Raw genomic sequence first — 22,284 nt, forward strand, 5'->3', positions numbered from 1 at the left:
AAGAAGGGCCGTCGGCCAAAGACAAGCGTGCCGATCAATCGTTGGGCAGCCCCCCTTGTGAAGGCCAGCGTGACATAACATCGGCTATCGTGTCCAAATCCTTAGGCTTAGGCTTGATCTGGAATGTTTCCAACTCCTAGGGAGCCTGTCAGCACACTGCTGAAAGGCTCCCTAATTCATGGCACACATTTCCGCGCCATCCGCCGCGAGAAGTTGAAATTCGCCTGCGTGCGGCAGAGCATTCCTGTGGCGCCGCTTTTTCCACCACACTTCTGGCCGCTTCTTAACGCGATAACCGATATTCCGTCAAGCTAGCTGCGGTGTCCGGTTTGGTTGTACTTCACCTCGGGACAGCTGATGGCCTCCGGCGGGCGTCTCAAGAGCGGCCCAGCGGAGAGGGAGCTGAGGAGTCAGGTCGTACTGCGACCTCAGGACGTCATCGATCGACGTTTGCCCTGCCAGCGGGGGAGAAGCCCTCTGCCGTTCTCTCCATTTGTCCCTTCGAGACTCACCTCGACCCTACGGGCGTTGCGTGGGTGTGCCCAGCTGAGACACGGCTGCTGTCGGTGCTTTTCTCGAAATAGGGATTCACAATCCTATTGGCATGCCCGGTCGTCTGAGCAAGGCTCTGGAGGGCAGCAAGATGCTGCTGGCAAGCACTACCTTCGCAGATCCTGCGGGATTCTATAGAAGGGCCCGCGGCTGTTGCCGACTTTTAGACCCCTAGGCCCGGGCTGAAGCGGTCGTTCCAGCGCCGGAGCTCTCCGTCCGGCTTAGCCTGCGAACGCTTCAGCTCCAGCAGTAGCCGGTCCCTATCAGTCAGGAGGTCCACGGGGCGGGAGCCGCCCAACTGCCTTGAGGGCGTGACCATCCAGGGCGTGAAGTAGTTGTGTGGAACCTGCAGCTCCATGGCCCTGACGAACAGCGCCGTCACCGTGGAGTGCAGTTGCCCGCCGGGAAGGAACTGGAAGCCGGGGCAGTAGGTGCCGTGGCCAATAAACACGCGGACCAGTTGCCGCATGGCCGGTTCAGGGTTCTCTATGAGCTCGGTGAGGCGGCCCCGAACCTGTTCCAGGGACGGGAGGGTGAACTCGGCGCGGATACTGTCCCAGACCGAGTCCGGAACCGGCCCTCCCATGACCGGGGGTTGTTCGTGCGCTGACTTAGCCCTCACAGTCGACGCAGTAGGCGTGGCCGTTCTTCTCCTTGGCCACCTGGGATCGGTGGCGGACCAGGAAGCAGGACCAGCAGGTGAACTCGTCGTCGGCTTGGGGGATGACCTGAACGATGAGCTCTTCGGCGATGAAGTCGCCGGGCAGCTCGATGCCCTCGACCGTGTCTGCCTCGTCCAGCTCACGAACCACGCTGCGGGCGTCAGGGGTGTTCGCCGAGCGGAATGCCTCCAGGGAGGTGTCCTGCGATTCTTTGACGTCGGATCGGACTTCGTCGTAATCAGTTGCCACTTAGGTATATCTCTTCTCTCTCAAGCTTGCGTTGTCGCGACTGCAACATACAGCATGGCGTTCCTATTCCATAGCCATGGGACAGAATGGGCGCATGTGCGGCAGATACGTGATGTCCAGGGCCACGGGTGACCTTCTCAGTCAGTTCGATGCGAAGGTGGTCGAGGGCAGGCCTCCGCCGCCGAGCTGGAACGTGCACCCACGCAGGACGTTCCGATCATCGTCGGGCGCTTCGATGAGGGTTCTATTGACCGGCACCTGCTCATAGCGCGATGAGGGTTGGTGCCGTCCTGGGCCAAAGACATCAAGATCGGGTCCAAGCTCATCAACGCGCGCAGCGAATGGCGTACGGGGGCAACGCTGTGGTCCAGTGGTTTGATGAGGTCGACCCACCGTCAGCTGAGTGGCCCAGAATGAGCCTCTAACTTATGTAGACCTGGTCGCTACCAGTTAGGGGCCTGCGGTGCCTGTGAGTGGGTTCCCGCTACGGCGTACGAGAGCTGCTCCAGCTCTTTCTTCACTGCAGCATAGCGATCCATCTTAGGGCCGAGACTATTCACAGCGGCAGGGCCTTCCTCCAGGAGTTGGTCTGCTATGTCACGCGCCTGCATGAGCAGCTGTTTCGTCAGCCGGCGCCACTGGCCGCGTTCCCAGCGCCTGGAGCTACCGCCGGCATCGGGCTTCCGATCCTCTAGATACGGCATGTTCGCCAGGCCGTGCTTGATCTCCCGATATAGTCCCATCTGAGGGCCCAGACGATTCACCGCGCCGGGCCCTTGGACCAGGAGCCTGTCGGCGATGGCACGCGCTTGTGCATCCAGCCGACGCCACTCTGCGGATACCTCTGCGGCATCGCGGTCGGAGCGTTCCATGTCTCCAAGACTAATTCGTGGCACAGCGAGTACCTCAAACCGTGGCCGCGGCGGTGTCACACGGGCAGTCATTCCCGCCCCTCCCCTAGCCAAAAATGGGACGCCGATAACCGTGATTCTGTTAAGCTCGCATGGTTCCCGCTTCGGCGTAGCGGCTGGGCCAGCAGGGGAGGACTTTAGGAAAGTTTGGCCTGGCGCAGGTACTGGTAGACCGTTTCCCGGCTGATGCCGTAGTCGCTGGCGAGGACGGACTTGGGGACGCCGGTGGCCGCACGCTGGACCAGCTCCGCCGCCTGTTCCGGTGAGAGGGTCTTTTTCCGACCTTTGTAGGCGCCGCGCTACTTAGCCAGGGCGATGCCTTCCCGCTGCCGCTCCCTGATCAGGGAGCGCTCGAACTCGGCGAAGGCCCCCATAACGGAGAGCATGAGGTTTGGCCATGGGGGAGTCCTCACCGGTGAAGACCAGACTCTCCTTGACGAACTCCACCCGCACCCCTTTTCGCGTCAGGCCCTGAACGAGTGCACGCAGGTCATCGAGGTTGCGGGCGAGCCGGTCCATGCTGTGCACGACGGCTGTGTCCCCGTGACGGGCGAACCGCAGCAGCGCAGTGACTCCGGCCTGGAGGCGTCCCTGCCCGAGGCGTTGTCGGTGAAGACCCGGTCCAGAACCTGGCCTTCGAGTCGGCGTTTCTCATTCTGGTCCAGCGTGCTTATGCGCACGTACCCGATCCGTTGTCCAGCCACCTGAGCCTCCAAACCCATCAACTGTCAGCTTGAGTTCTATGGCCTTTATTGGAGCAGGTCAAGATACGTGGATCGTTTGATGTCAGAGTGGGGTGTGCCCTACTCGAATGGAATATTAGGAGCGCCGGGGCCAGACCAATTACTGGCATCCTCGCATCGGCCCCAGCCATTGGTAGGAGCCTGAGGTGGCGGTGGAGCTGCCCCAGAGCGACTACGGCAAGATGACCACGAGAGACGTGCTAGATGCCGAGCTCAGCGGGCGCCGCTCGACGGAGTGGACGAGCGGTCGGGGACTGCAAGCCGCCGGTTTCCCGGGCAGCCACACTATGGACCACTTTCCCTGGCCCCGTGCTGCCGCCGACAGGCGCAGAACACGGGCCACCGGTTGGCCAACCCCCTTGAAATCATGCGACTCGTTACTGAGTAGTATTGACTGATTGAAAAAATTCCACCATCCTAAGGATCCGTGTGATGAGCTTGCAAGATCAGCGCAACAACGGCCTCAGGGAGCGTGCGATGACGGCTTGGCAGGAATATAGAGGAACACTCCCCTACGCCTCAGAGAGTTTTGGTATATATCAGCCACTACTGGGCTGGAAATCTGGACGTCTTCAGAAACGGATTAGACGCGAGCGACGTGAGATTTATGATGCGCTCGGGAAACGTCTTGTAAACCAGGGATTCTCAAGAGTAGAAGTAATCCAAGAATTTCCACCCCTTAAAGGCCGACGATCGGTCATCAAAGTCAAGCCTTTGGAGCCCTTCGACTATAAAGCGCCGCCAAAGCTTGCTGTCGATTCTTCCATAGACTGTGCGGTTGTGAGACTCCTCGCACAGCAGCTGGGCTCTCAACCACCTACTTCTTGGTCTAGTGTTGTCTCCCCTCCAGCCATGACGGCCCTCTTAGAAGAGCTGGTTCGAACGATCAACAATCCAGATGAAGTCGCATCCGAATCCCCCGCGGCCATCTACGCTAGAAGCTTCCTAGCGGCGGTTAGCCCTGCAACCAATTCGCAAGTGGCCATACGTGCTCTCTTCGATAAAGAAGTGCGTATCGCTGGGTATCTCATATTTTTGGCACAAAACAATCAAGACGAACTTACAGCGCTCTTCTATAATGCGGACATCGAACAAGGGGAAATTTCCGCCCTGCAGGCCGACCCCATGCTTAGCTTCAACGCGGATAGCTGGGAGGCCGTGCTTTCCCCCATTGGCCTGATTCATCTCTACCGACAGTATTTTTTTGAGTTTGATACCTTTCTCGGTCCGCCTGTTGGACATATCTGGTTGAGTCCAGGCGGAACGACCGAACTCATAGAAACAAATACCCGAAGAACTACAAGTGAGCGGGCTACCGAAATCGGTAATGAGACAATCAGTAGAAGCGAGTCTGAAACTACCCGGCAGGACGACCTCGCCGACGCGGTCAGGGAAGAGAACACTTCCAGCGTGAAACTGGGTGTGACCAATGTTGCAAACTACAAAACCCCGGTCTTTCAAGACACCGCTACTGCCAATTTCTCTCTTGACGAGGCAAGCACCGCTGCAAAGGAAACGACGCACAAAATGATGCGGTCACAAACAGACCGCCTCGCAAGTGAAATCAAAAAGAATTTCAAAACAACGTACAAAGTAACGACGGAGACCGTTGACACGGCAAGTAAGCGTTACGTGATTCAGAACACGACCAAGCGCCTTGTCAACTACGAATTGCGTCGAAAGATGCGCAAGGTAGGCGTGCAAGTCCAAGACGTCGGAGTTCAATTGTGCTGGCACACCTTTGTTGATGATCCAGGGGGGGATTTGGGGATCAGTCAACTCGTGCACTTAGGTAAACCCCCTGAGCTTGCGGACCTGGTGCAGCCTGATCAACCGACACATGCTGATACTAAGTTTTCTGATTGTCCCCTAAAGATTCCCTTTTCCGCAATCGACAGTGGGCCGAATGATGTCTCATACGTGAATGGCGGTGAGGCCGAGATTACAAGCACCTTTGGTATTAAAGAAGTGAAGAATCATATCGTCGCCAATTTCCCCTTCACGGCCACACTGGAAACGCCGGGCTTCACCCTGCAGAATGTTGAAATCGATCCTGGCGGGGCCGACCTGCTAGCTTCTATTTCAAGCATCACCTCAACCGCCGCTTCCAGCAAAGGATCTTTTATCATTCATCTGGACCGTGTGAATTTCCACGGAAAGGGTGAAATTGTTGTCACTGCCAAGTGCACATGGGCGCCAGATGCAACATTGATAGAAAAGCTTGATCTGGAATACAGCAAGCGTATGGAGATGTACAACGAGGAACGCGCCCAGCGGTATCGAGATGCATTCATAGAGCAATCCCAAGCTAGGATAAAAGCCGCGAGTGCTATACAGCCTCGCAACGCAGGTATGCTCCGTGAAGAGGAACGTACTGTTATTTTCCGCCGACTTATAGCACAGCTAATGGATGTGGGTGGTGATGCGCCGACGCACGTTACATCAGAGCTCGTGCGGTCGATTTTCGACGTTGACAAGATGCTGTACTTCGTAGCCGCGGAGTGGTGGATTCCGAGACGGCACCGTAGCACCCAGTTCATTGGTTCCCCAACTTCGCCTAACGGCGATAAGGACGCCGGTAAAGACGACGACACCGGTAAAATGGATATCAAGGACATGGTTTTCAGTTCCCTCATCAACTGGGAAAAAATCTTGCCTCTTGTGGGTGCGCCGCAACGTCCGGCAATCCCCATCGCAAACACCGTCGATTGGGGAGGCGCTCGGGAACTAGGCCGTGACAACTACTACATCACTGAGGACTCGTCCCCTGCGAAACTAGGTAGCTCGTTGGGGTGGCTTCTGCAGTTAGATGGGGATGAGTTGCGCAACGCGCTGCTCAACTCTCCTTGGGTAAAGGCAGTAATTCCAATCCGGGTCGGGAAAGAGAAAGAGGCTATCGCCTGGCTACGACAGGCGCATGTTGAAGGGGCCGAGGGGCTTTCCGATGATTACAGACTGCACGACGATAAAGGCACGGAGAACGTTTCTGTATTAGATGCCCTGCATGGCTTGATACATCAAATCAGTAGTTTTCATAAAAACGCGAAAACTCCGATACCTGATGAGGGGGACAGTGACTCGGCTTTTGACAAAGAGATGGCGGGAAGTCTGCCATCCGAGGCTGTGTACGAACACGGCTTTTACCCCTTAGCAGGAGGCGTGCGGTTTGATGGCAACAGTGAGAGGCAGGAACTGTTCTCCCAGTGGATGGAAGTGCTACCGACGGACCAAATTGCCGCAGTGGAAGTCGAGTACCACCCTAAAACTTTGCAGGTCAAAGTAGTCGATCAGCCCTCAATCGAGGAGAGTGCTACGACTACAAAAGAGCAGCGCGGTTCTGGCGAGGACCAAGGTTGATGCGGTCCTACTGCTCGTGGTTCGGGTATCCGAAGAGTTCACTACCCCGGACTCTCGTCCGTTGGGATGTATTGGAAGCCTGCCGTCCGAATTGAGGGGCTACTTAAGAGTGCATACGGTGAAGTTTTCACTTTGGCAATCTCCCTTCCCTATGTCTTACACGTGAAGTCACTACTTCTCTACTCTTGGACAACTGATGGCCCGTCTTCACCCCCCACAACCACCTAGCGCGCCCCAGCCTGGGGAGGCCCCCGCTCTCCCCAAGCCGCCTTCTTCATTCCCCAGCTCTATTCCTCGAAAGGCTGAGGCAGTCTCTCTTCCACCGCGGATTCGATTCGCTAGGCCCAGCCCGGAAAACCGTGTTCTCTCTTTTGACCCGACAGGCCTATACCAGCAGAACGGCGTTCCGATCGAGTTCACGAGACCAAGCACCTACAACAGGAAGCGGTCTGTTCGACAAGTTCGACGTCCCATGACTGTTCAGATCTGTAGCGCGGGGCAAGCTATCGTAGGCTGGTTCGCTATGCCCCCTGGCAGAGGATTCAACGCGCACTTGGGTTCCTGGCCCGACCAGCGTGAGGTGACGCCACTTAACTCAGGCGCCTTTATCGTAGACACCCGTCATCGCTTCAGTAACGGTGAATTTCTGATGCATTGGGGGACTGCGAATAATCGCCAGGATGAGCCGAACAGCGCGGACCCGCATGTGACGGCAGGAACGGGCTTTCCCCCCAGAGCGGAAATTTATCAAAATGTGGGCTGTTTCTCCTGGGCTTCCTCTGCGGATGGAGGCGCGCAGGCGTTCCTCAGATTCGATATGTCGAGTAGCTATGCAGACGTGTTCAGCAGGTATGACACCAGCCCGAGGTTACCTTGGACTGTCATTCAAACTGCAGAAACCTCGACGCGCGAGTATCTAATTCAGCAGCAGGTATCCCCTATGCACCAAGGATGGCAGGCTGCAGTCGTAGATCACTTTGTGAACGCTAAGGCAGACCGACTCCTTGAGGCTTGGCGGCAAACAAGCAATGCCATGGTTCCTCTCGACCGTAGAACAGCATGTCGCAGAATTCTTGACCATCTGGATCAGGTGACAGAGCTATCACCGGGGGAACTGCCGGAGGCACATCAGAAACTTCTCGTATCCACCTTGCGCGGTGTCCTCGGCGGCACTAAGCCGAGGGCTGGCGACGGAACATCTACGCGTCTTGAGCTGTATGAAGCCCTAGCGGCTGGCATTGAACCCGAGGATGAGAAGGCGAAACGCATCTTCGGGTTGTTGAACATTATGGTCGGGGGGAGCAAGGGTTTCGCATACATCGTGGACTTTCTTCCTGTAAGCCCTACGACTTGGTCAAAAATGCTCGTGAAGAACTCCGGGCAGTCAGAAAAAGACAAGAAGCTGCTTGCGGCGGACACAAAAAATACGCCGACAAACGAGATCGATGCTGTTAAGGGGACCTTTACAATCTTCCAACTTGTGGTGCGACGCATCCTTGTGGAATTTGAAATGCGCAACAATTCGCGCGTAAGGGATAGCGATGGGAATTTTGTTTTAAAGGAACCTAATGTCTTGCTGGAAGCGCAAAAAGAATCGCCAACATTTTCGACTACTACGTCAGATTGGTGGAAACCAGCAAAGTCTGAACGCATTGACAAAACCAGCGAATGGTTGTTAGGTGCTTTTTTGGATATAGGCACTGGCTTGGCTGTTAGCTCGAGTATTTTCGATCTATTCGACATCGAGGAGGAACCTAAAAGCGTCAAGTCCGACAAAGAGAAGGAACCGAAGAGTGCCAAGTGGGACGGAGGTGGAAGCGCATCCCTCGGTCAACAGATCTTTTTTTCGTCAGCCCCCGTGAACGCCATTGACTTTCATGGGGCCTGGTACCACGCTGCCAATCTGAAACTACCAAGCGTTTCCGGACCTGGATTTTCCGCGTCCTACCCCAACACCAGCTTTCATACAATGTGTTTAAGGAACGGCACCGTTCTTGAGAGTGTGCGGACAAGTGGACCTAAAGTAGCGCCTGTTAATCCGAATGTTCAAACCGTAACTACTCCTAAGAGTATAAAAGAGGGCTGGGATAAGTTCATTGATGCGTACAAAAAGATCAATTTTAAAGTGCAGCTGTTTACTGTTTCGGCAGGATACGGTGCCATAGTTCACTTCGGGCACGACTCGAAAGTCGCAAAAAATCAAGTCCCTCTCGAAGTTCATCATGGCCTTCTCGGTCAAGAGCATGGAGTCGTGCTGTTCGAGGTTAATTCGCCAGAACTTAAGAAAAGCAGCCAACCATTCCAGGATAGTCGATTCCTTTTAGAAGTTTTCTTGGCAACCAATCGTGCCATCGTGCTGGCCTCCGCATCTCAGATTGAAATACACGGTTTCGCATCCCCGGAGGACACATCAGAGAACAACATGGAACTCTCGGCGGCGCGTGCAGCGACTGTTGTTCAAGCTTTCAAGGATGCTTGGGGTATCCCCGCTAGCGCAAATTCTCCGAAACCTGTCGCACACGGCGAGATTCCTGCACGGGAAGCACTGGGAGGGGACCCGCCAAACGATGCAGGTGATCTAGAAAATTACAAAAAGACCCACCAAGACATTGTGCTGAAAAAGTGGCCATTATGGCGGAAAGTTGAGGTGAACTTACGAGGAGAAGTCATCTTCCGAGCTTTCGAGACCCGGAGGTAGTAGGGCAAGTTCGTCTCCAGTCACGTAGCTGCTTCTACCAGCTACGATGCGGTGTCTGAAGCGCGATGCCTCACGACTGACCGTAGATCAAGGTGGGCGGGGGCGGCGGGCAGCGCACGGCAACTTGCGGGCACCGATCCGCCGTCCTCACCTGAGTTCTCGCACCCACTTCTCCTCCCGTGGCTTGAACGCCTGTGAGGATTGGGGTGGCTGGTCTGGGATTGGCTGGCAGAGTAGGTGCAGGTCGTTCCACCCGCGGTCGTGACTCATTAAACGCTTGGCCCCGTGCCCGGGTGTCTTGTTATCGTCACAGTGCTGTTCCGAAGTGACCTCTACCCGGACTGGTACCGGCCCGCAACGGCCTGACCATGTCCGCGAAATGAGGAAGGTGCCAGAACCGCTATGACTATCGTTGCGTATTCCCACCCGTACGGCGTGGGTGTCGACACCCACGCCCGGAAGCACGTTTTCGCCATCATTGCCGCGGCAAGCGGCGAACGGATCGAAAACCGGTATTTCCCAGCGACGGGCGCCGGGATCAACCGCGCCATTGCTTGGGTTGCGCGTCGCACCGAAGCCGATCTGGCCACTCTATGGGTGATTGAGGGCACGGCTTCTTATGGTGCCGTGTTGGCCGGTGCTGTCGCAGCAGCCGGCTACCAGGTTGCTGAAGCCACGCGCATGGACGCCCTGCCGCGTCGTGGGGTTGGAAGTCCGATCCGTTGGACGCGCACCGGAACGCTTCTGCCGTCCTTTCCTTGGAAGAGGATAAGTTGCGCCGGCCACGGTTGAACGAAGGGGTCCGCGCAGCGTTGCGGGTCCTAGTCAGTGCGCGTCATTCGATGACAACCGACCGGACCAGTGAACGCGTTGACCGCGCTGCTCCGGATCAATGATTTGGGTTTCGATGCGCGCAAGTCGTTGACCGGAAGTCAGATACTGGAGGTGTCCCGGTGGCGGGTCCGTGAAGAACCTCTTGCTGTATCGGTGGCCCTCTCTGAAGCGGTCAGACTGGCCAAGCGCATCGGCGACCTCGACGCTGAGATCAAAACAAACGGCTCCCGGATCACCGAACTGGTTGAGGTCAGCGAAGCCGCGCCGCTGCTGCAGGAATCCGGCTTCGGACCCGTCACGGCAGCTAGTTGTCTTACCGCTTGGTCTCATCAGGGCCAGGTACGTTCCGAGGCGGCTTTCGCCTCCCTGGCCGGGGTCAACCCCATTCCCGCTTCATCTGGAATTACCGTCCGTCATAGGCTCAACCGCGCCGGCGACAGGACTCTGAATAAAGCCCTTCACCTGGTTGGTGTTACGAGGATGGCGTTCGATCCAGCGACGGTCGCATACGTAGCGAAACGGCAGGCAGAAGGGCGATCCAAGAAAGAAATTCCTCGGTGCGTGAAACGCTACCTCGCCCGACGGATCTACCGCACACTCAATGCCCACAGTCCCCGGCCATTGCTACGTTGACAACCATAGAAGAGTCGATAACCGTGATTCCGTAAAGCAGGAGGGCTCCACGTACGTAGGCGCTGGACCGGCAGGGGAGGGTGTCAGGCCAGCTTGGCCTGACGGAGGTACTGGTAAACCGTTTCCCGGCTGATGCCGTAGTCGTTGGCGAGGACGGATTTGGGAATTCCGCTGGCGGCTCGCTGTACCAGCTCGGCCGCTCGTTCCGGTGTGAGGCTCTTTTTCCGCCCGCGGTAGGCACCGCGCTGCTTGGCCAGGGCGATGCCTTCCCGCTGCCGTTCCCTGATCAAAGAGCGTTCGAATTCGGCGAAGGCCCCCATGACGGAGAGCATGAGGTTGGCCATGGGGGAGTCCTCGCCGGTGAAGACCAGACTCTCTTTGACGAACTCCACCCGCACTCCTTTACGGGTGAGCCCTTGTACCAGGGAACGCAGGTCATCGAGGTTGCGGGCGAGCCGGTCCATGCTGTGCACGACGGCTGTGTCCCCGTGACGGGCGAACCGCAGCAGCTCAGTGACTCCGGCCCGGAGGCGTCCCTGCCCGAGGCTTTGTCGGTGAAGACCCGGTCCAGAACCTGGCCTTCGAGTCGGCGTTTCTCATTCTGGTCCAGCGTGCTTATGCGCACGTACCCGATCCGTTGTCCAGCCACCTGAGCCTCCAAACCCATCAACTGTCAGCTTGAGTTCTATGGCCTTTATTGGAGCAGGTCAAGATACGTGGATCGTTTGATGTCAGAGTGGGGTGTTCTTCAACCTGACATATTCAGCCCTGACTCCTTCAACTTCAACTACTAGCACGAGGGTCCCCTTGGCACAGTGATTGAGCCTTCCCTGTCTCGTTCCACCCATTTGCATCGGGGCGGAAGGCCACTGCCTCGCCGGGCCGAACCGGGGCGGACTCAACCCTCGCCTCCGGCGCACGCGTCACCGTCGTCCGCACACTGCTCTGGTACACCGGCCCGCATAAGGAAGCAGTGGAAGCTTCCATTAATATCGCCGTGGACACCCTGACGCCATTGATGTCCGAATGTGGCGCGATCTCCTCGGAAATGGCCATGGTCAAGGCTGAGGGCTACATGTCCCTGAGCGGGACGCTGTCAAAAATGTGGTCGTCATGCCTAGCATGCGTACGGACGGCGGCAGCAGCGGCGTCCCTCCAGCCGAGGCTGGAGGCACGTCTAGTTGAACTGTTTGGGCAAGTCACTACGGTGCGGCTTTCCCTAGTCTGGAGCGCTTGCCTCTGATGTCTCCTGTCTATTCTGACCGTAAGAATTGAGAAGCCATTCGGCAGTCAGGACGTCAATCACCTTCTCCTGATAGTGCTCTTCGATTACTGCCCGCACAGCAGGGTCCTTGTACATCCGAAGGCATGCGTGGCACCGATGGGCGTACTTGTCCTCCCATCGGATAGACGGATCATGTTCTGCCGCCCAAGCCAATATGCGTTCGGGGCCTTCGACGGCTATCCAGTGCTTGAGGAAGTCTTTGTCCCCAGTCTTGACTGCATCAGCGATTTTCCCTGTAACGATGTTGCCGGTATGGAGTTCAGGGATCAGCCGGACGCCTATTCCGCAGCACGCCGAAATCGTTCCGTCGGACCCTACAGTAGTCGTGTTCAGGACGCTGTCACATCCTGTCCTTGCGGATAAGTTTGCGCGGTTGGCCGTAAGTTCGGGGCTGTATTCGATGTCGCTCTCAAGCGTCAATGGCATCCACGGACTTTCGAGAATATGCAGTGACGCATTCGGACTTCGCCCGAGCACCTCGCGAATGAGCGGGCTCTCGTCGATGACCTGTCTTGTTACGGCTCTGCCATCCTTTACCTCAACCATTACTGAAGCCGGTAATCCCTTTTCCAAGGCGGCGCAGGTAGCAAATATGACCCTCTCAACTGGGACGAAGCGGGCATGCTCATCGCCAGTGCTAAAGTTGATCTCGTCCAATCCTGCTGTGTCCAACCGGTCGAGCCATTTCTCCGCGGCTTCCTTGGTCCGCGCCCACCAAGCGTTGGTGACAAGCCTGGTCCGTAGTTCTCGTTCCCTCGCGTATTCGATGAGTTCGAACAGGGCGTCGCCAGCCAGAGTTGCTTCCCCACCGGTAAAAACAACCAGCTCAAAGCCAAGGTCTGATGCCTCCGTGATCGCTGCCCTTAAATGCTCTGCATCGAGGCGTGTCTTCTCCTGTGGCTTGCTCAACGTCCCGCAATGTGAACAGGCTGCCGTGCAACGGTAGGTAGGCATCAGTGAGAGGGTGCGCGACGCCTTCGGCGTTTCATACGGTTTCATCTTGCAGCGCCACGGTCATTAGGATCAGTGGACCTGAGGGTGCCTGCTGCCCTCATGGCCTCGGCTTCATTAGTGAGCCCCTCAAGTAACAATCTGCTTAGCCTGTCCAGATCAGTGCGCGCGAAGCCCCCTGGCGCGTTCTTGCCATAATGATGGTTAAGCACTGTGGCTGCTATCACAGCGAAGACAGCTATAATCACAACGACGTAGGCTGCAACTATGTTGACAGGAGGTGCGTCGCCACCTCCTGGGCGGCCAGCCAGCACACTGTCTAGTTCATGATTTTTGACAGCGAGCAGCGTCGCAAGCAGCTCGCGGTCGACGTTAGCTACGGCCGCCCCAATGATCTCTTCATAAACTTCTGTGGCTTCAAGCTTTGAGGCTAGTGCCCGTCCCGCTTCCTCTTCGCTGAGGTTCGGAAATTCTGTTCTCGCTCTTTCTCCGAGTGCAGCTCCGTAGCCATCAGCCCAGGCCATGAAGCCCTGATTGCTGAGCAGTGAAAAAAGGAGCCTGTTGCTTCGGCTAACTACGCTCTTGGGTAAATTGGGTTGGCCGGGGAACAGAGCCTTGGTCAAGATCGTGCTCGGGTCTCGTAAATATAATTGCCGCAGCGTTTCATCGCTTTCCATGCGCGTTAACAGTGCTCCAAGCCGATCACTGTAGTCCGGGAGGTCAAGGAGTAAGAGCCGGTGAATTTCCATTTTCGGTCCCTTCGTGTTGCTCTGTGGAATTAGGACGTCGTTGACCTCCCGAAGACACTCACTGACGGCGTCGTCGAGCGACAAACGATTGGCTTAGTATGCGCTTCCCGTGGCCGCGGGGGAACACGCAAAATGTTCTCGTTGAAAATGCCTCAACCAAGTGCACAGCAGCCGACAACTAGCTCTTTTGCCTAGTATCTTCAGCGGCAACGCAGACCATAACGCGGGCCACGACGGAAACGCGCAGCGGGCACTGCAGCTTGGTCGGAACTGCCCCGTCCAAGTCGTGAAGGGCTGGTCGGAGACGAGCAGCACCGAACCGCCGCACAGGGCCTTGGGGGAGAGGTTGCCCAGCACGTAATGCTGAAACGAAAACGCCCTTGTCGTAGAGGCGTTCTACTGCCGGCTGATCCGGCTTTCCCCAGGCGGCGATGACCTTGCGGCGGAAACGGTGGTCCCCAACAAGCCCGTCCAGCAGCTGCATTGAAGGGCCTCTCGATGACGAACGCCGTTCCGGTGTTCCAGCCTGGTGGCAGCGAATTCCCGTCGTATGCTTGCTTTGGGATGTTTCCACTCCCACGAAGCCTGTCAGCATTGCTGACGGGCTTCCTAAGTTTTCAGGAGCCCGGCACGACCCTTGCGTCCGTTCACTAACTGAAGCCCAACCGACGAAGGCCAGCTGAACTACAGCCGGACTAGTTCTGGCGGCTTTTTTAGTCCCATTCCCAAACGCCGATAACCGCGATTCCGTCAGCATAAATCGATTAAGTTCATATCTACGGCATCACTGGCAACGTTGCTGGTGTCCAGCAGGAATCGGATTACTCCCAATGCCATACTTGACCCATGTCTGACGACGCTCTCACCGAAGACAACCAACCCGCGTTCACAGAGCAGATTCAGCTAGTTGGTGGCGTCAACTTCTCCACCTGGCCTGACCTGAAGTGGAGCAGAGCGAACACCCACATTGCGGCGTTGCAGTCGAAGTTCGGCGAGTGGCACGCCAGCGCCCCCGTATCGGTCCAAGCCGTGCTGCGCGAAGACCGGCAAGGTATCGATCTGGTTGCCCGAGTCCCACGTGGAATACCGAAGCACGAATGGTCACTCGATCTCGGCGATGCGTTGCACAACTTCCGAAGCGCATTCGACGCCGTGGCTTGGGGTATGGCCCATTTCAACGATGCGGAGCCAACACGACCGAAGAGCGTCACCTTCCCAATCTGGGAGGACGAAAAGCGGTGGAAAGATAGCGTCAAGGCTTGGATCGGCGATATCCGCCCGGAGTTTCAAGAACGGCTTCGGATTATCCAGCCCTTCACCTATGCAACTGGGGGTGTGACGGTGCTGTCGATGCTCCACGACCTCGATATCCAAGACAAACACCGCGACATCCTGACAGTCTCGGCCGACCTGCACCAAGTCAACCTCAACGGAACATTCGAGTATGATGACCGCGACACCCCAGCCATGCCACGCTTGGAAATGCACCCGGACAGCAGGTTTGAGGATGGTGTGGTACTCGGGACGATCCACGCCGGAGGGCATATTCGGATGGTCGGTGAGATGATCCTTCGCCCAAAGATGAAGGTGCAGCTGAACTACAAGAACGCAACTCACGACGTTGTACCGCTGCTCCAGCAGTTTGCCGTCGAGACTCGCAGGTACCTCGACATCCTTTTATATGGGCTGGCTGCGCCAGATGAATCCGAAGGGGCCGAGTGGTTGCCGATGGATGTAGGACCGCCCACCACATAGCTACTCAGCGTGATGGGCGGATCTCGCGCGCTCGGGCGCAAAGGAAACAATTCCGTTCGTCGCCTCCAGGGCTCACGCGCGTCACCGCAGTCGAATGAGTCTGTAGAGGAGGGGCTGCTTTGCATCAGATGCAATAATCGCGGTTTTACTGGCACCCCTGCGTATCCAATGTGTGCGTATTGTCGATGAATGGCCCGCTGGCGCAGATCGCTGAAGGGCGCTCTGAAGGCGTGGCGACGTCATTCATGCCCGGTTATGCTGAGCCATGAATTGGCCACGATTCGTATTACACGGGATTCTTGCAGTGCTTGCGGGTGTGATCGCCGCTGTCAGTGCCGGGGCGCTTTTTCCTGAGCTTCCGCAGTGGGCAATGACCGTGATCGGCGGGGCAGTTACTGGCTTTTGCATGCCAGTTGCCGTTGGCCGGAGTCGCAATTCCAAAGGTCCCGAGAAGGACCCGCCTAAAGAAGAACTCGACGAAGATCGAGGCTAGGCGGAGGCCCAACAATGAAACTCCCTAAACGTCGTGGGCCATGGCGGCGAGGTGCCCCGTACCGGAGTTGACGGGCGCCCTTGTTCATTCAGGGTTCCGTCCGCCGGTCGACGTACCGGGACCATGCGTCTCCTGCGGCGTCTGCGTGGAGGAATGCGACTTGGTAGCTGTAGCCGAGTGCGTCGGCGACCAGTGGTGGCGGGGTGACGGAGAGGTGGTGGCTGTGGGACGGGCGCTGGATGTTTGCCGAACGTGATGCTGATCGTGCCGGTAGTGGCGTTGATTCTGATGGCGTCGGTTCGGAGCGCCGCCACCCGGACCAGGGGCTGGGCATAGAGGAGGAGCAGTGTTCCAGCGACTCTGTAGGGCAGGGATTCGCTGGTGCCGGTGAGCAGTTCCCGTAGCCAGGCGAGGCGTTGTTTCTGCGGGATGGCGGGTCGGTCTTTAGCGGCATAGTGGCCGATTTCGACACGCATATTCGTGCCGGTCTTTTTTGCGAAGACGAAGAAGGTCCGGACGGCTTTCCTGGTTGTCGGCCCGGTCGTGAGCCAGGTGTCCACGTCCTGCTGGGTGCAGGTTGCGGCGGTGCGGTTGTGGGTCTGCCAGAGCCAGTCGAGGAACTTGATGGTTTCGGTGATCTCCTGTTTGGCGGAGTGCACCGGGCGCTGGGCCGTTTTGTTGCGGGTTGCCATGCTGCGGATCCGCCGGAGGTGGTGCCATTTGGCGAAATGCTCGACGGGTTTGGCCACCTCGGCGGGCAGGAGGCGGAGCTTGGCATCGATCCAGGTTTCGAAGCGGGTCAGATAGGGGTCCTGATAGGGGAGGAGCCCGTGATGGACGAGTATTGCCCGGAGGTGGTCGGCTGCCCGCCCCGCCGTTTCCCGGTGACTGTCGAGACCTTCGTGGGTCAGGGGAGTCTGTCCGCTCGAGACTGAGGTCAGGAGCGCCTGGACCTTCGGGGAGCGCTTCCAGGTGATGATGCTTTCCGGTCGATCGGCTTGGCAGAGGACGTCAACCAGACGGTTTGCAGTTGTCGGATCAGCCGGATTTGTGAGCAGCAGGGTGGTGAGATCATCCCTGAGTGCGCAGCGGGCGCAGATGCCGCGGCGGTAGAACTCACCTTCGTGGCTGCAGCGGGCGCAGTGGAAGTTGTGGAGGATGCCGGCGCACGGAGCGCAACGGGGTCCTCCCTCCTGTATGGGTGGGCCGGGGAGCAGTCTGTGCTGCTTGCAGTCGGGGCAAGTGCCGTGGGTGCGGGTCGCCACGGTGAAGCAGGGACCGCAGATCTTGCCTTCGGGCCAGGTTGCCCTGGTCCTGCCGGCGTTGCGGCCGCACCTGGCGCACTGGACGGAGCCGGTCGTGCGGGGCCTGCCGCGGACGGTGTTGCGCGGTGTGAGTCCTTCCGGGAGGTCAATGGTCATCGTCGATGATGCGGGCGCGGCGCGGGCGGACGGTGCGGTTGAGGTCCACCACGTTGGGGGAGTTGGCGGTTCCGGTCTTGCGTGCCCGGACATCGGCGGCGGTGACGGTGATGAGGTCTTCGGGGCCGCAGGAGAAGATGTCGCAGATCGCCGCGATGACCTGCAGCGCGACCCGTTCGGGTTTCTGGTTGACGATGCGGTAGACCTGCGGCCGGGAAAGGATGATTCCGCGCTCGGCTAGCAGTGGGATGAGATCGGTCGTGTTGTGAAGTCCCCGGGCCGCCATCAGCTCGGAGAGCCGCCACGTGTATTCGACCTTGCGCTTCATCCCCGGCCTCCCGACTGTTTGCCCAGCGCCTGGTCCATCGTGCGGTCCAGGGACGCCCGCAGGGTGGTGTTGCGGAAGTCGTCGCTGACGAATTGGTAGATACCGGTGGTTGACGCGTACTCGTGGCCCATTTGGTATTGCACGAATCTAGGATCCCATCCGGCTTCCAGCAGGTGCGTGGCGTAGGAGCGCCGCAGGGAATGCAGATCCAGCCCGTCTGAAGGTATTCCCAGCTCGTCGAGATAACGCCGGAGGCGCCGCAGGAGGGTGGATTCGACGATGAGTCCACCGCGTTCGCTGGGAAAGAGGTCCAGTGTGTGAAGGGTTCCGCGGCCGTTGGCGAGCCAGTCCTCAAGGACGCCGGCGGTCCAGTCGAAGACCGTCAGGACGCTGCGGGGCTTGGGCGGTGATGCCCTGCGGGATTTGCCGAACCGGACTTTGCAGACACCGTATTTCCCGAACTTGCGCGCGTGCGGGTTGGTTGCGAAGTCGACGCTCTGCAGATGCCGCAGCTCGTTGAACCGCAGCCCGTAGGAATAGGCCACCTTGAGCATCACAGCGTCGCGGTAGGCCGCCTGCCAGCCCTTCTTGCCGGAGGCTTCAATGAGTTCGACCTCGTCGTCGGCGTGGTCGAAGATCCGCTGGAGCTCCTCCCTGGTGAAGGGACGTTTCGAGGGGCGGCCCTCGAAGTCCTGCACATCGGTGGAGGTGTTCCACTCGTAGAAGACCTGGGCCGGATGCGTGCCGAAGCGCTGTTCACAGACCCGGTCCCAGCCATAGTCGGGGTTGGCGACGTAGGAGGTGAAGTGGCGCAGCGCGGACTGGTGAGCGCGCAGAGTCGAGTGGCTCAGGTGCCGGATCGAGCGCAAATCCCCGAAATACTCCTCGACATGGGCCGGGGTCCAATGCCACGGAAATTCATTGACGTGGTCGACGAACCTGCGGACGTATCGGATGCGCTGGTCAATGGTGTCGAACTTCAGGTTGCGCGATAACTGCTGGTTGCGCCAGCCATCCAGCATCTCGTCGAAGGTCTGCTGTTCGGGATGGAGCAGCTGGAGGGAGCCCAAAAGCCGGACCCGGCCTGATCCATCGACTGCCATTTCGCCTCCCGAACCTGCTTCAAAAACTGAATCAATGATTCATTAAATGCATCATCACAACAAATCTGCAGGTCAGAGGCCTTTTTTCTGTCGTTCAGTGCGTTGGCGCGGAGCCACGCGCCATGGCTGCTGGTATCGATCGGCCCCGGAGAAAACCCTTCAATGCCGCGCCATAAGGGCTCATTAAAGATGCGGCCCAGAACATTGCGGGAGAGGGCCTGATTGATTCATCTGATGAGATACGCAGAGTACTACTTGACGTAACGTCGGTTATCGGCGTTGGAAAATGGCTGGGGGAGAGCCGTAAAAGAGGCTCTTTCCTGGCTGCTATTCGTGGAGTTTTCGGTCGCAGTCCCAGCGTCAGAACAACGTAGACAGTGTCCGGTTGACATCGGCGATGTCCAGAAAGGCCGGCTCAAAAGGTTCAGTAGAGCCGGTTATATCGGCCGCCCAGGCACAGTACTCGGCATGGTCAGGATGAGACGGATCGGCCAAGGCGTCCATGATGTCCTCGTACCCGGGCAATCCTCCAGAGTCTTCGAGCGGGCCGCGTCGGGCGCCGTCGACCAGCCGGGCCGCCGGCGCGCCTTCGTCGGCGGGGCGTCGGGACACCAGCTCGAGCCTGTGAAGCCAGCTGTCACCGAAGTCGTATTCGTAAAAGGCCACCGCGGAGCCCAGCGCGAACAGCTGCTCGAGGGAGAGATCCTCCTCAGGTCTGTCGTCCGGATCAAAGCACTCCTGTTTCGGGAGCCACTGCAGGTCATCGGGAATCTCGCCGTCGACAGGCCGCAGCCGCACAAAAGGCTCCAGGGCTGTGAACCCGTGCAGATGCGCGTCTTCCCAGCCAAAAGCCACCTGCAGAACTTCGTGTACCTGGTCGAGTGCCATGGGGCTTCGAATCTCGAGCAGACGCCATATCTCAGGCACGCTGTCGACCAGCACCACGCGAACCTCCAAGATCGACTCCTGCCCGCCACCGCTCCCGGCCCCAAGTTTGCCCATCAGACCATTCTTTCAGCCCCTGCGGGCCGTCCTTCGAGGACGTCAGCGACCTCTGCCCTGCTTTGGGGCAACTTGACGAAAGATCAATTATCGGCCGTTGAAAACGGCTTGGGAGCGGCAGGAGGATGAATGTATTAGGTGCCCGTCTTGGGGAACGTGATATGTGCAGTTATTGCCTTGGGAGTGCGTTCACTTGCCCCCATGTGGCAGATCAACCCTTGGCTGGCTTGCCGTATAGCTGCGCGGCGAGTGTGATCATCGCCTCAACGCTTCGGGACGGCCGGATGGCTGCGGGCCAGGTGATGGATACGGGAACGTTACGCACTGGGGGCTCGATGGGCCGGACCGCGAGTGGGCGGCCCTCGTAGGATTGGTTGGATGCGGGTTGCTGGACTAGGATCGCGTAGCCCATGCCGCGCCCCACCAGCGATCTGGTGACCTCGTAATCCAGAGTCCTGAACCTGATGTTCGGCTCTATGCCCGCGCTGGAAAACATCATCATCGTGTTTTCCCGGCTGGGATTGACGTCCAGCAGGATCATCGGTTCATCAGCTACGTCCGTCAGTCCCAGTGCCGGGTGCGCGGCAAGTGGGTGGTCGGCGGCTAGGACGATCGCTGGCACGGCGTCGAAGAGTCTTTGGCTCACCAGCCCGTTGGGCAGTGACAGGTCGTAGGCGATGGCCAGGTCCAGGGTTCCAGATGTCAGGCCGCTCTGCACTTCGGACTGCGGACCAACGAAGAAGTCGAGTTCGACGAATGGATACAGTCGGCTGTAGTTGTCAATGAGTGCGGCCAGGACCGTAGGCGCCAGGGTTCTGTAGCAGCCCAATGTCAGGGACCCGCGCAACTCGGCTCCCGCATCCGCGGCATGAAGTTCCAGGTCGGTAGCCGCGTTGAGCAGTCCCTTGGCCCGGTCTAAGACGTACCGCCCGGCGGCAGTGAGTGCCACGCCGTGGGCCTTGCGCCGTATGGTCAGTTGCGCTCCAAAAGCATGTTCCAAGGCGTTGATTGCTCCGGCGACCGCCGACTGGGAGACGAGCAGAGCGTCGGCCGCAGCCGACATGCTTCCGTGCTCAGCAACAGCGATAAAGATTTCGAGTTGTCGCAACGTGTAGCGTGCCACTACCTCTCCTCACTAAAACCGTGGATATAGCTCAGATAGTTGTACTTTACCGGGGATATGTTCTAACCCACACTGAGTTCAGGCAAAGTCGCGCAACACTTAAGGAGACCAATGATGATCATCGAGGGAACGCCCCAAGCCCCAGGCTGCCAGTTCACGGGGGCGCTGCCGGAAGATGCAGCGGAGCGGAGCGCACTGCTGGCCGCTGTTCCAGCGGACCACGGTGTCGTCGCAGATTCCTCAGCTGCTGCGGCCGCCGTTGAGGCCCCGGTGGCTGACTGGGTGACCATACCGGACCTGTACCGCGACCCGTTCCCTATGTACCGGCGCATGCGTGAAGAAGCTCCGGTGCACTGGGTGCCGGCAGTGAACCGCTACATGGTCACCAGCTACGCTGCCTGCCACACCATTGAACAGGACGCGGATACGTTTTCCGCCAACGAATCCGGTTCACTGATGAAGCGGGCGATGGGCCACTCGATGCTGCGCAAAGACGACCCGGAACACAAAGTGGACCGGGACTCCTACGGCAGCACGCTGCGCCCCGGAACGATCAAGAATCACTGGGCATCAATCTTTGAGAAGAACAACACCAACTATCTGGAAGAGCTCGCCGTCAAGGGCCCGGGCGCTGATTTCGTCTGGGATTATGCCGCCCCCTACGCGGCAGAAAACCTCAGGCTGATCTGTGGCTTCCACAACTCCACCCAGGAGGACTTCCAGCGCTGGAGCCAGACGATGATCGATGGCACCGGCAACTACGCCGATGACCCCGCCGTATGGGCCAAGAGTGAAGCATCGTCCAAAGAAGTTGATGCGGCCATTGATGACATGATCCCGTACCTGCGTAAGAACCCGGATCCATCGCTGCTTTCCGGGCTGGCCTCCATGCCTATTCCACTTGAGTCCATCAGGGCCAACCTCAAGATGACCATCGGCGGCGGCCTCAACGAGCCCCGTGACGTGCTGGCCACAACGGTCTGGGCACTGCTGTCAAACCCGGGCCAACTGGCCGACGTGCTGGCGAACCCGAAATTGTTCTCCGTCGCGTTCGAAGAGTCTGTCCGCTGGGTCGCGCCCATTGGGATGTATCCGCGCCAGACGACCCGCGAAACAGTCCTCGAGGGTGTGCGCCTCCCCGCCGGAGCGCGGCTGGGTGTCGTGCTCGGCGCCGCGAACCGCGATCCTGCCGTGTTCACCGACCCGGAGACGTTCAACATCCATCGGCCGAAGAAGCCGCACCTTGGCTTCGGTGGAGGCGCACACTTCTGCGCCGGGACCTGGGTCGCCCGCGCCCAGGTGGCCCAAGTGGCGATGCCCGCGCTCTTCGACAGGCTGCCCAGTCTGCGGTTGGACCCTGATAACCCCTCTATCGACGCCGGCTGGGTATTCCGCGGACTGATCAAAATGCCGGTCCTCTGGAACTGAAACCAGC

The 22,284-nt window shown here is 58.5% G+C and carries 14 protein-coding genes and 4 pseudogenes; 6 read left to right on the forward strand and 12 right to left on the reverse strand.

All coding sequences use genetic code 11. The features are described 5' to 3' along the window. Positions 1–715: 715 nt before the first annotated feature. Both AC5RWD_RS03430 and AC5RWD_RS03435 read right to left on the reverse strand, forming a co-directional pair. Positions 716–1,138: a hypothetical protein gene (locus AC5RWD_RS03430; RefSeq protein ID WP_494018696.1), complete on the reverse strand. Its 423-nt coding sequence runs from the start codon at positions 1,136–1,138 to the stop codon at positions 716–718. A gap of 25 nt (positions 1,139–1,163) precedes the next feature. Next, positions 1,164–1,463: a DUF4193 domain-containing protein gene (locus AC5RWD_RS03435; protein WP_494018697.1), complete on the reverse strand. Its 300-nt coding sequence runs from the start codon at positions 1,461–1,463 to the stop codon at positions 1,164–1,166. Positions 1,464–1,575: 112 nt separating this feature from the next. On the opposite strand from AC5RWD_RS03435, the pseudogene AC5RWD_RS03440 reads away from it, so the two are divergent. Continuing rightward, positions 1,576–1,805 (forward strand): annotated as a pseudogene (locus tag AC5RWD_RS03440) (SOS response-associated peptidase family protein); the annotation flags it as partial. A gap of 101 nt (positions 1,806–1,906) precedes the next feature. On the opposite strand, the gene AC5RWD_RS03445 reads toward AC5RWD_RS03440, so the two are convergent. Continuing rightward, positions 1,907–2,335 (reverse strand): hypothetical protein, encoded by a 429-nt coding sequence (locus tag AC5RWD_RS03445; protein WP_494018698.1) that lies wholly within the window; start codon positions 2,333–2,335, stop codon positions 1,907–1,909. Between the two features lie 176 nt (positions 2,336–2,511). Beyond that, positions 2,512–3,078, reverse strand: a pseudogene (locus AC5RWD_RS03450) (recombinase family protein). A 471-nt stretch (positions 3,079–3,549) separates the two neighbouring features. On the opposite strand from AC5RWD_RS03450, the gene AC5RWD_RS03455 reads away from it, so the two are divergent. From AC5RWD_RS03455 to AC5RWD_RS03465, 3 genes and pseudogenes are all read left to right on the forward strand, one after another. Beyond that, entirely contained in the window at positions 3,550–6,474 is a 2,925-nt protein-coding gene (locus AC5RWD_RS03455; RefSeq protein ID WP_494018699.1) for a hypothetical protein, read from the forward strand. 472 nt (positions 6,475–6,946) lie between these two features. Further along, on the forward strand, positions 6,947–9,172 hold the full coding sequence (locus AC5RWD_RS03460) for an OmpA family protein (protein ID WP_494018700.1): 2,226 nt from the start codon (positions 6,947–6,949) through the stop codon (positions 9,170–9,172). A gap of 402 nt (positions 9,173–9,574) precedes the next feature. Continuing rightward, positions 9,575–10,639 (forward strand): annotated as a pseudogene (locus tag AC5RWD_RS03465) (transposase). 83 nt (positions 10,640–10,722) lie between these two features. Here the strand turns inward: AC5RWD_RS03465 and AC5RWD_RS03470 are convergent. The 3 genes and pseudogenes from AC5RWD_RS03470 to AC5RWD_RS03480 form a co-directional block, all read right to left on the reverse strand. Beyond that, a pseudogene (locus AC5RWD_RS03470) lies at positions 10,723–11,288 on the reverse strand (recombinase family protein). A gap of 570 nt (positions 11,289–11,858) precedes the next feature. After that, positions 11,859–12,923: a radical SAM protein gene (locus AC5RWD_RS03475; RefSeq protein WP_494018701.1), complete on the reverse strand. Its 1,065-nt coding sequence runs from the start codon at positions 12,921–12,923 to the stop codon at positions 11,859–11,861. Continuing rightward, positions 12,920–13,708 (reverse strand): hypothetical protein, encoded by a 789-nt coding sequence (locus AC5RWD_RS03480; protein ID WP_494018702.1) that lies wholly within the window; start codon positions 13,706–13,708, stop codon positions 12,920–12,922. Before AC5RWD_RS03480 ends, AC5RWD_RS03475 begins: the two co-directional genes overlap by 4 nt. Before the next feature lie 762 nt (positions 13,709–14,470). Between AC5RWD_RS03480 and AC5RWD_RS03485 the strand changes: the two genes are divergently transcribed. Then, on the forward strand, positions 14,471–15,379 hold the full coding sequence (locus AC5RWD_RS03485) for a hypothetical protein (RefSeq protein ID WP_494018703.1): 909 nt from the start codon (positions 14,471–14,473) through the stop codon (positions 15,377–15,379). Positions 15,380–15,868: 489 nt separating this feature from the next. On the opposite strand, the gene AC5RWD_RS03490 is transcribed toward AC5RWD_RS03485, so the two are convergent. The 5 genes from AC5RWD_RS03490 to AC5RWD_RS03510 form a co-directional block, all read right to left on the reverse strand. Continuing rightward, positions 15,869–17,293 carry a site-specific integrase gene (locus tag AC5RWD_RS03490; RefSeq protein WP_494018704.1) on the reverse strand — a complete coding sequence of 475 codons (1,425 nt, stop codon included), beginning with the start codon at positions 17,291–17,293 and terminating at the stop codon, positions 15,869–15,871. Then, positions 17,283–17,621 (reverse strand): helix-turn-helix domain-containing protein, encoded by a 339-nt coding sequence (locus AC5RWD_RS03495; RefSeq protein ID WP_494018705.1) that lies wholly within the window; start codon positions 17,619–17,621, stop codon positions 17,283–17,285. Before AC5RWD_RS03495 ends, AC5RWD_RS03490 begins: the two co-directional genes overlap by 11 nt. Then, positions 17,618–18,724: a tyrosine-type recombinase/integrase gene (locus AC5RWD_RS03500; protein ID WP_494018706.1), complete on the reverse strand. Its 1,107-nt coding sequence runs from the start codon at positions 18,722–18,724 to the stop codon at positions 17,618–17,620. Before AC5RWD_RS03500 ends, AC5RWD_RS03495 begins: the two co-directional genes overlap by 4 nt. Before the next feature lie 360 nt (positions 18,725–19,084). Next, positions 19,085–19,726 carry a plasmid pRiA4b ORF-3 family protein gene (locus AC5RWD_RS03505; RefSeq protein ID WP_494018707.1) on the reverse strand — a complete coding sequence of 214 codons (642 nt, stop codon included), beginning with the start codon at positions 19,724–19,726 and terminating at the stop codon, positions 19,085–19,087. A 211-nt stretch (positions 19,727–19,937) separates the two neighbouring features. After that, positions 19,938–20,849 carry a LysR substrate-binding domain-containing protein gene (locus AC5RWD_RS03510; protein ID WP_494018708.1) on the reverse strand — a complete coding sequence of 304 codons (912 nt, stop codon included), beginning with the start codon at positions 20,847–20,849 and terminating at the stop codon, positions 19,938–19,940. A 111-nt stretch (positions 20,850–20,960) separates the two neighbouring features. Between AC5RWD_RS03510 and AC5RWD_RS03515 the strand changes: the two genes are divergently transcribed. Next, positions 20,961–22,277, forward strand: coding sequence for a cytochrome P450 (locus tag AC5RWD_RS03515; protein WP_494018709.1), 1,317 nt, complete (start codon positions 20,961–20,963; stop codon positions 22,275–22,277). The last annotated feature ends 7 nt before the right edge of the window (positions 22,278–22,284 follow it).

The sequence above is a fragment of the Arthrobacter sp. CMU6 genome (genome assembly GCF_059090205.1).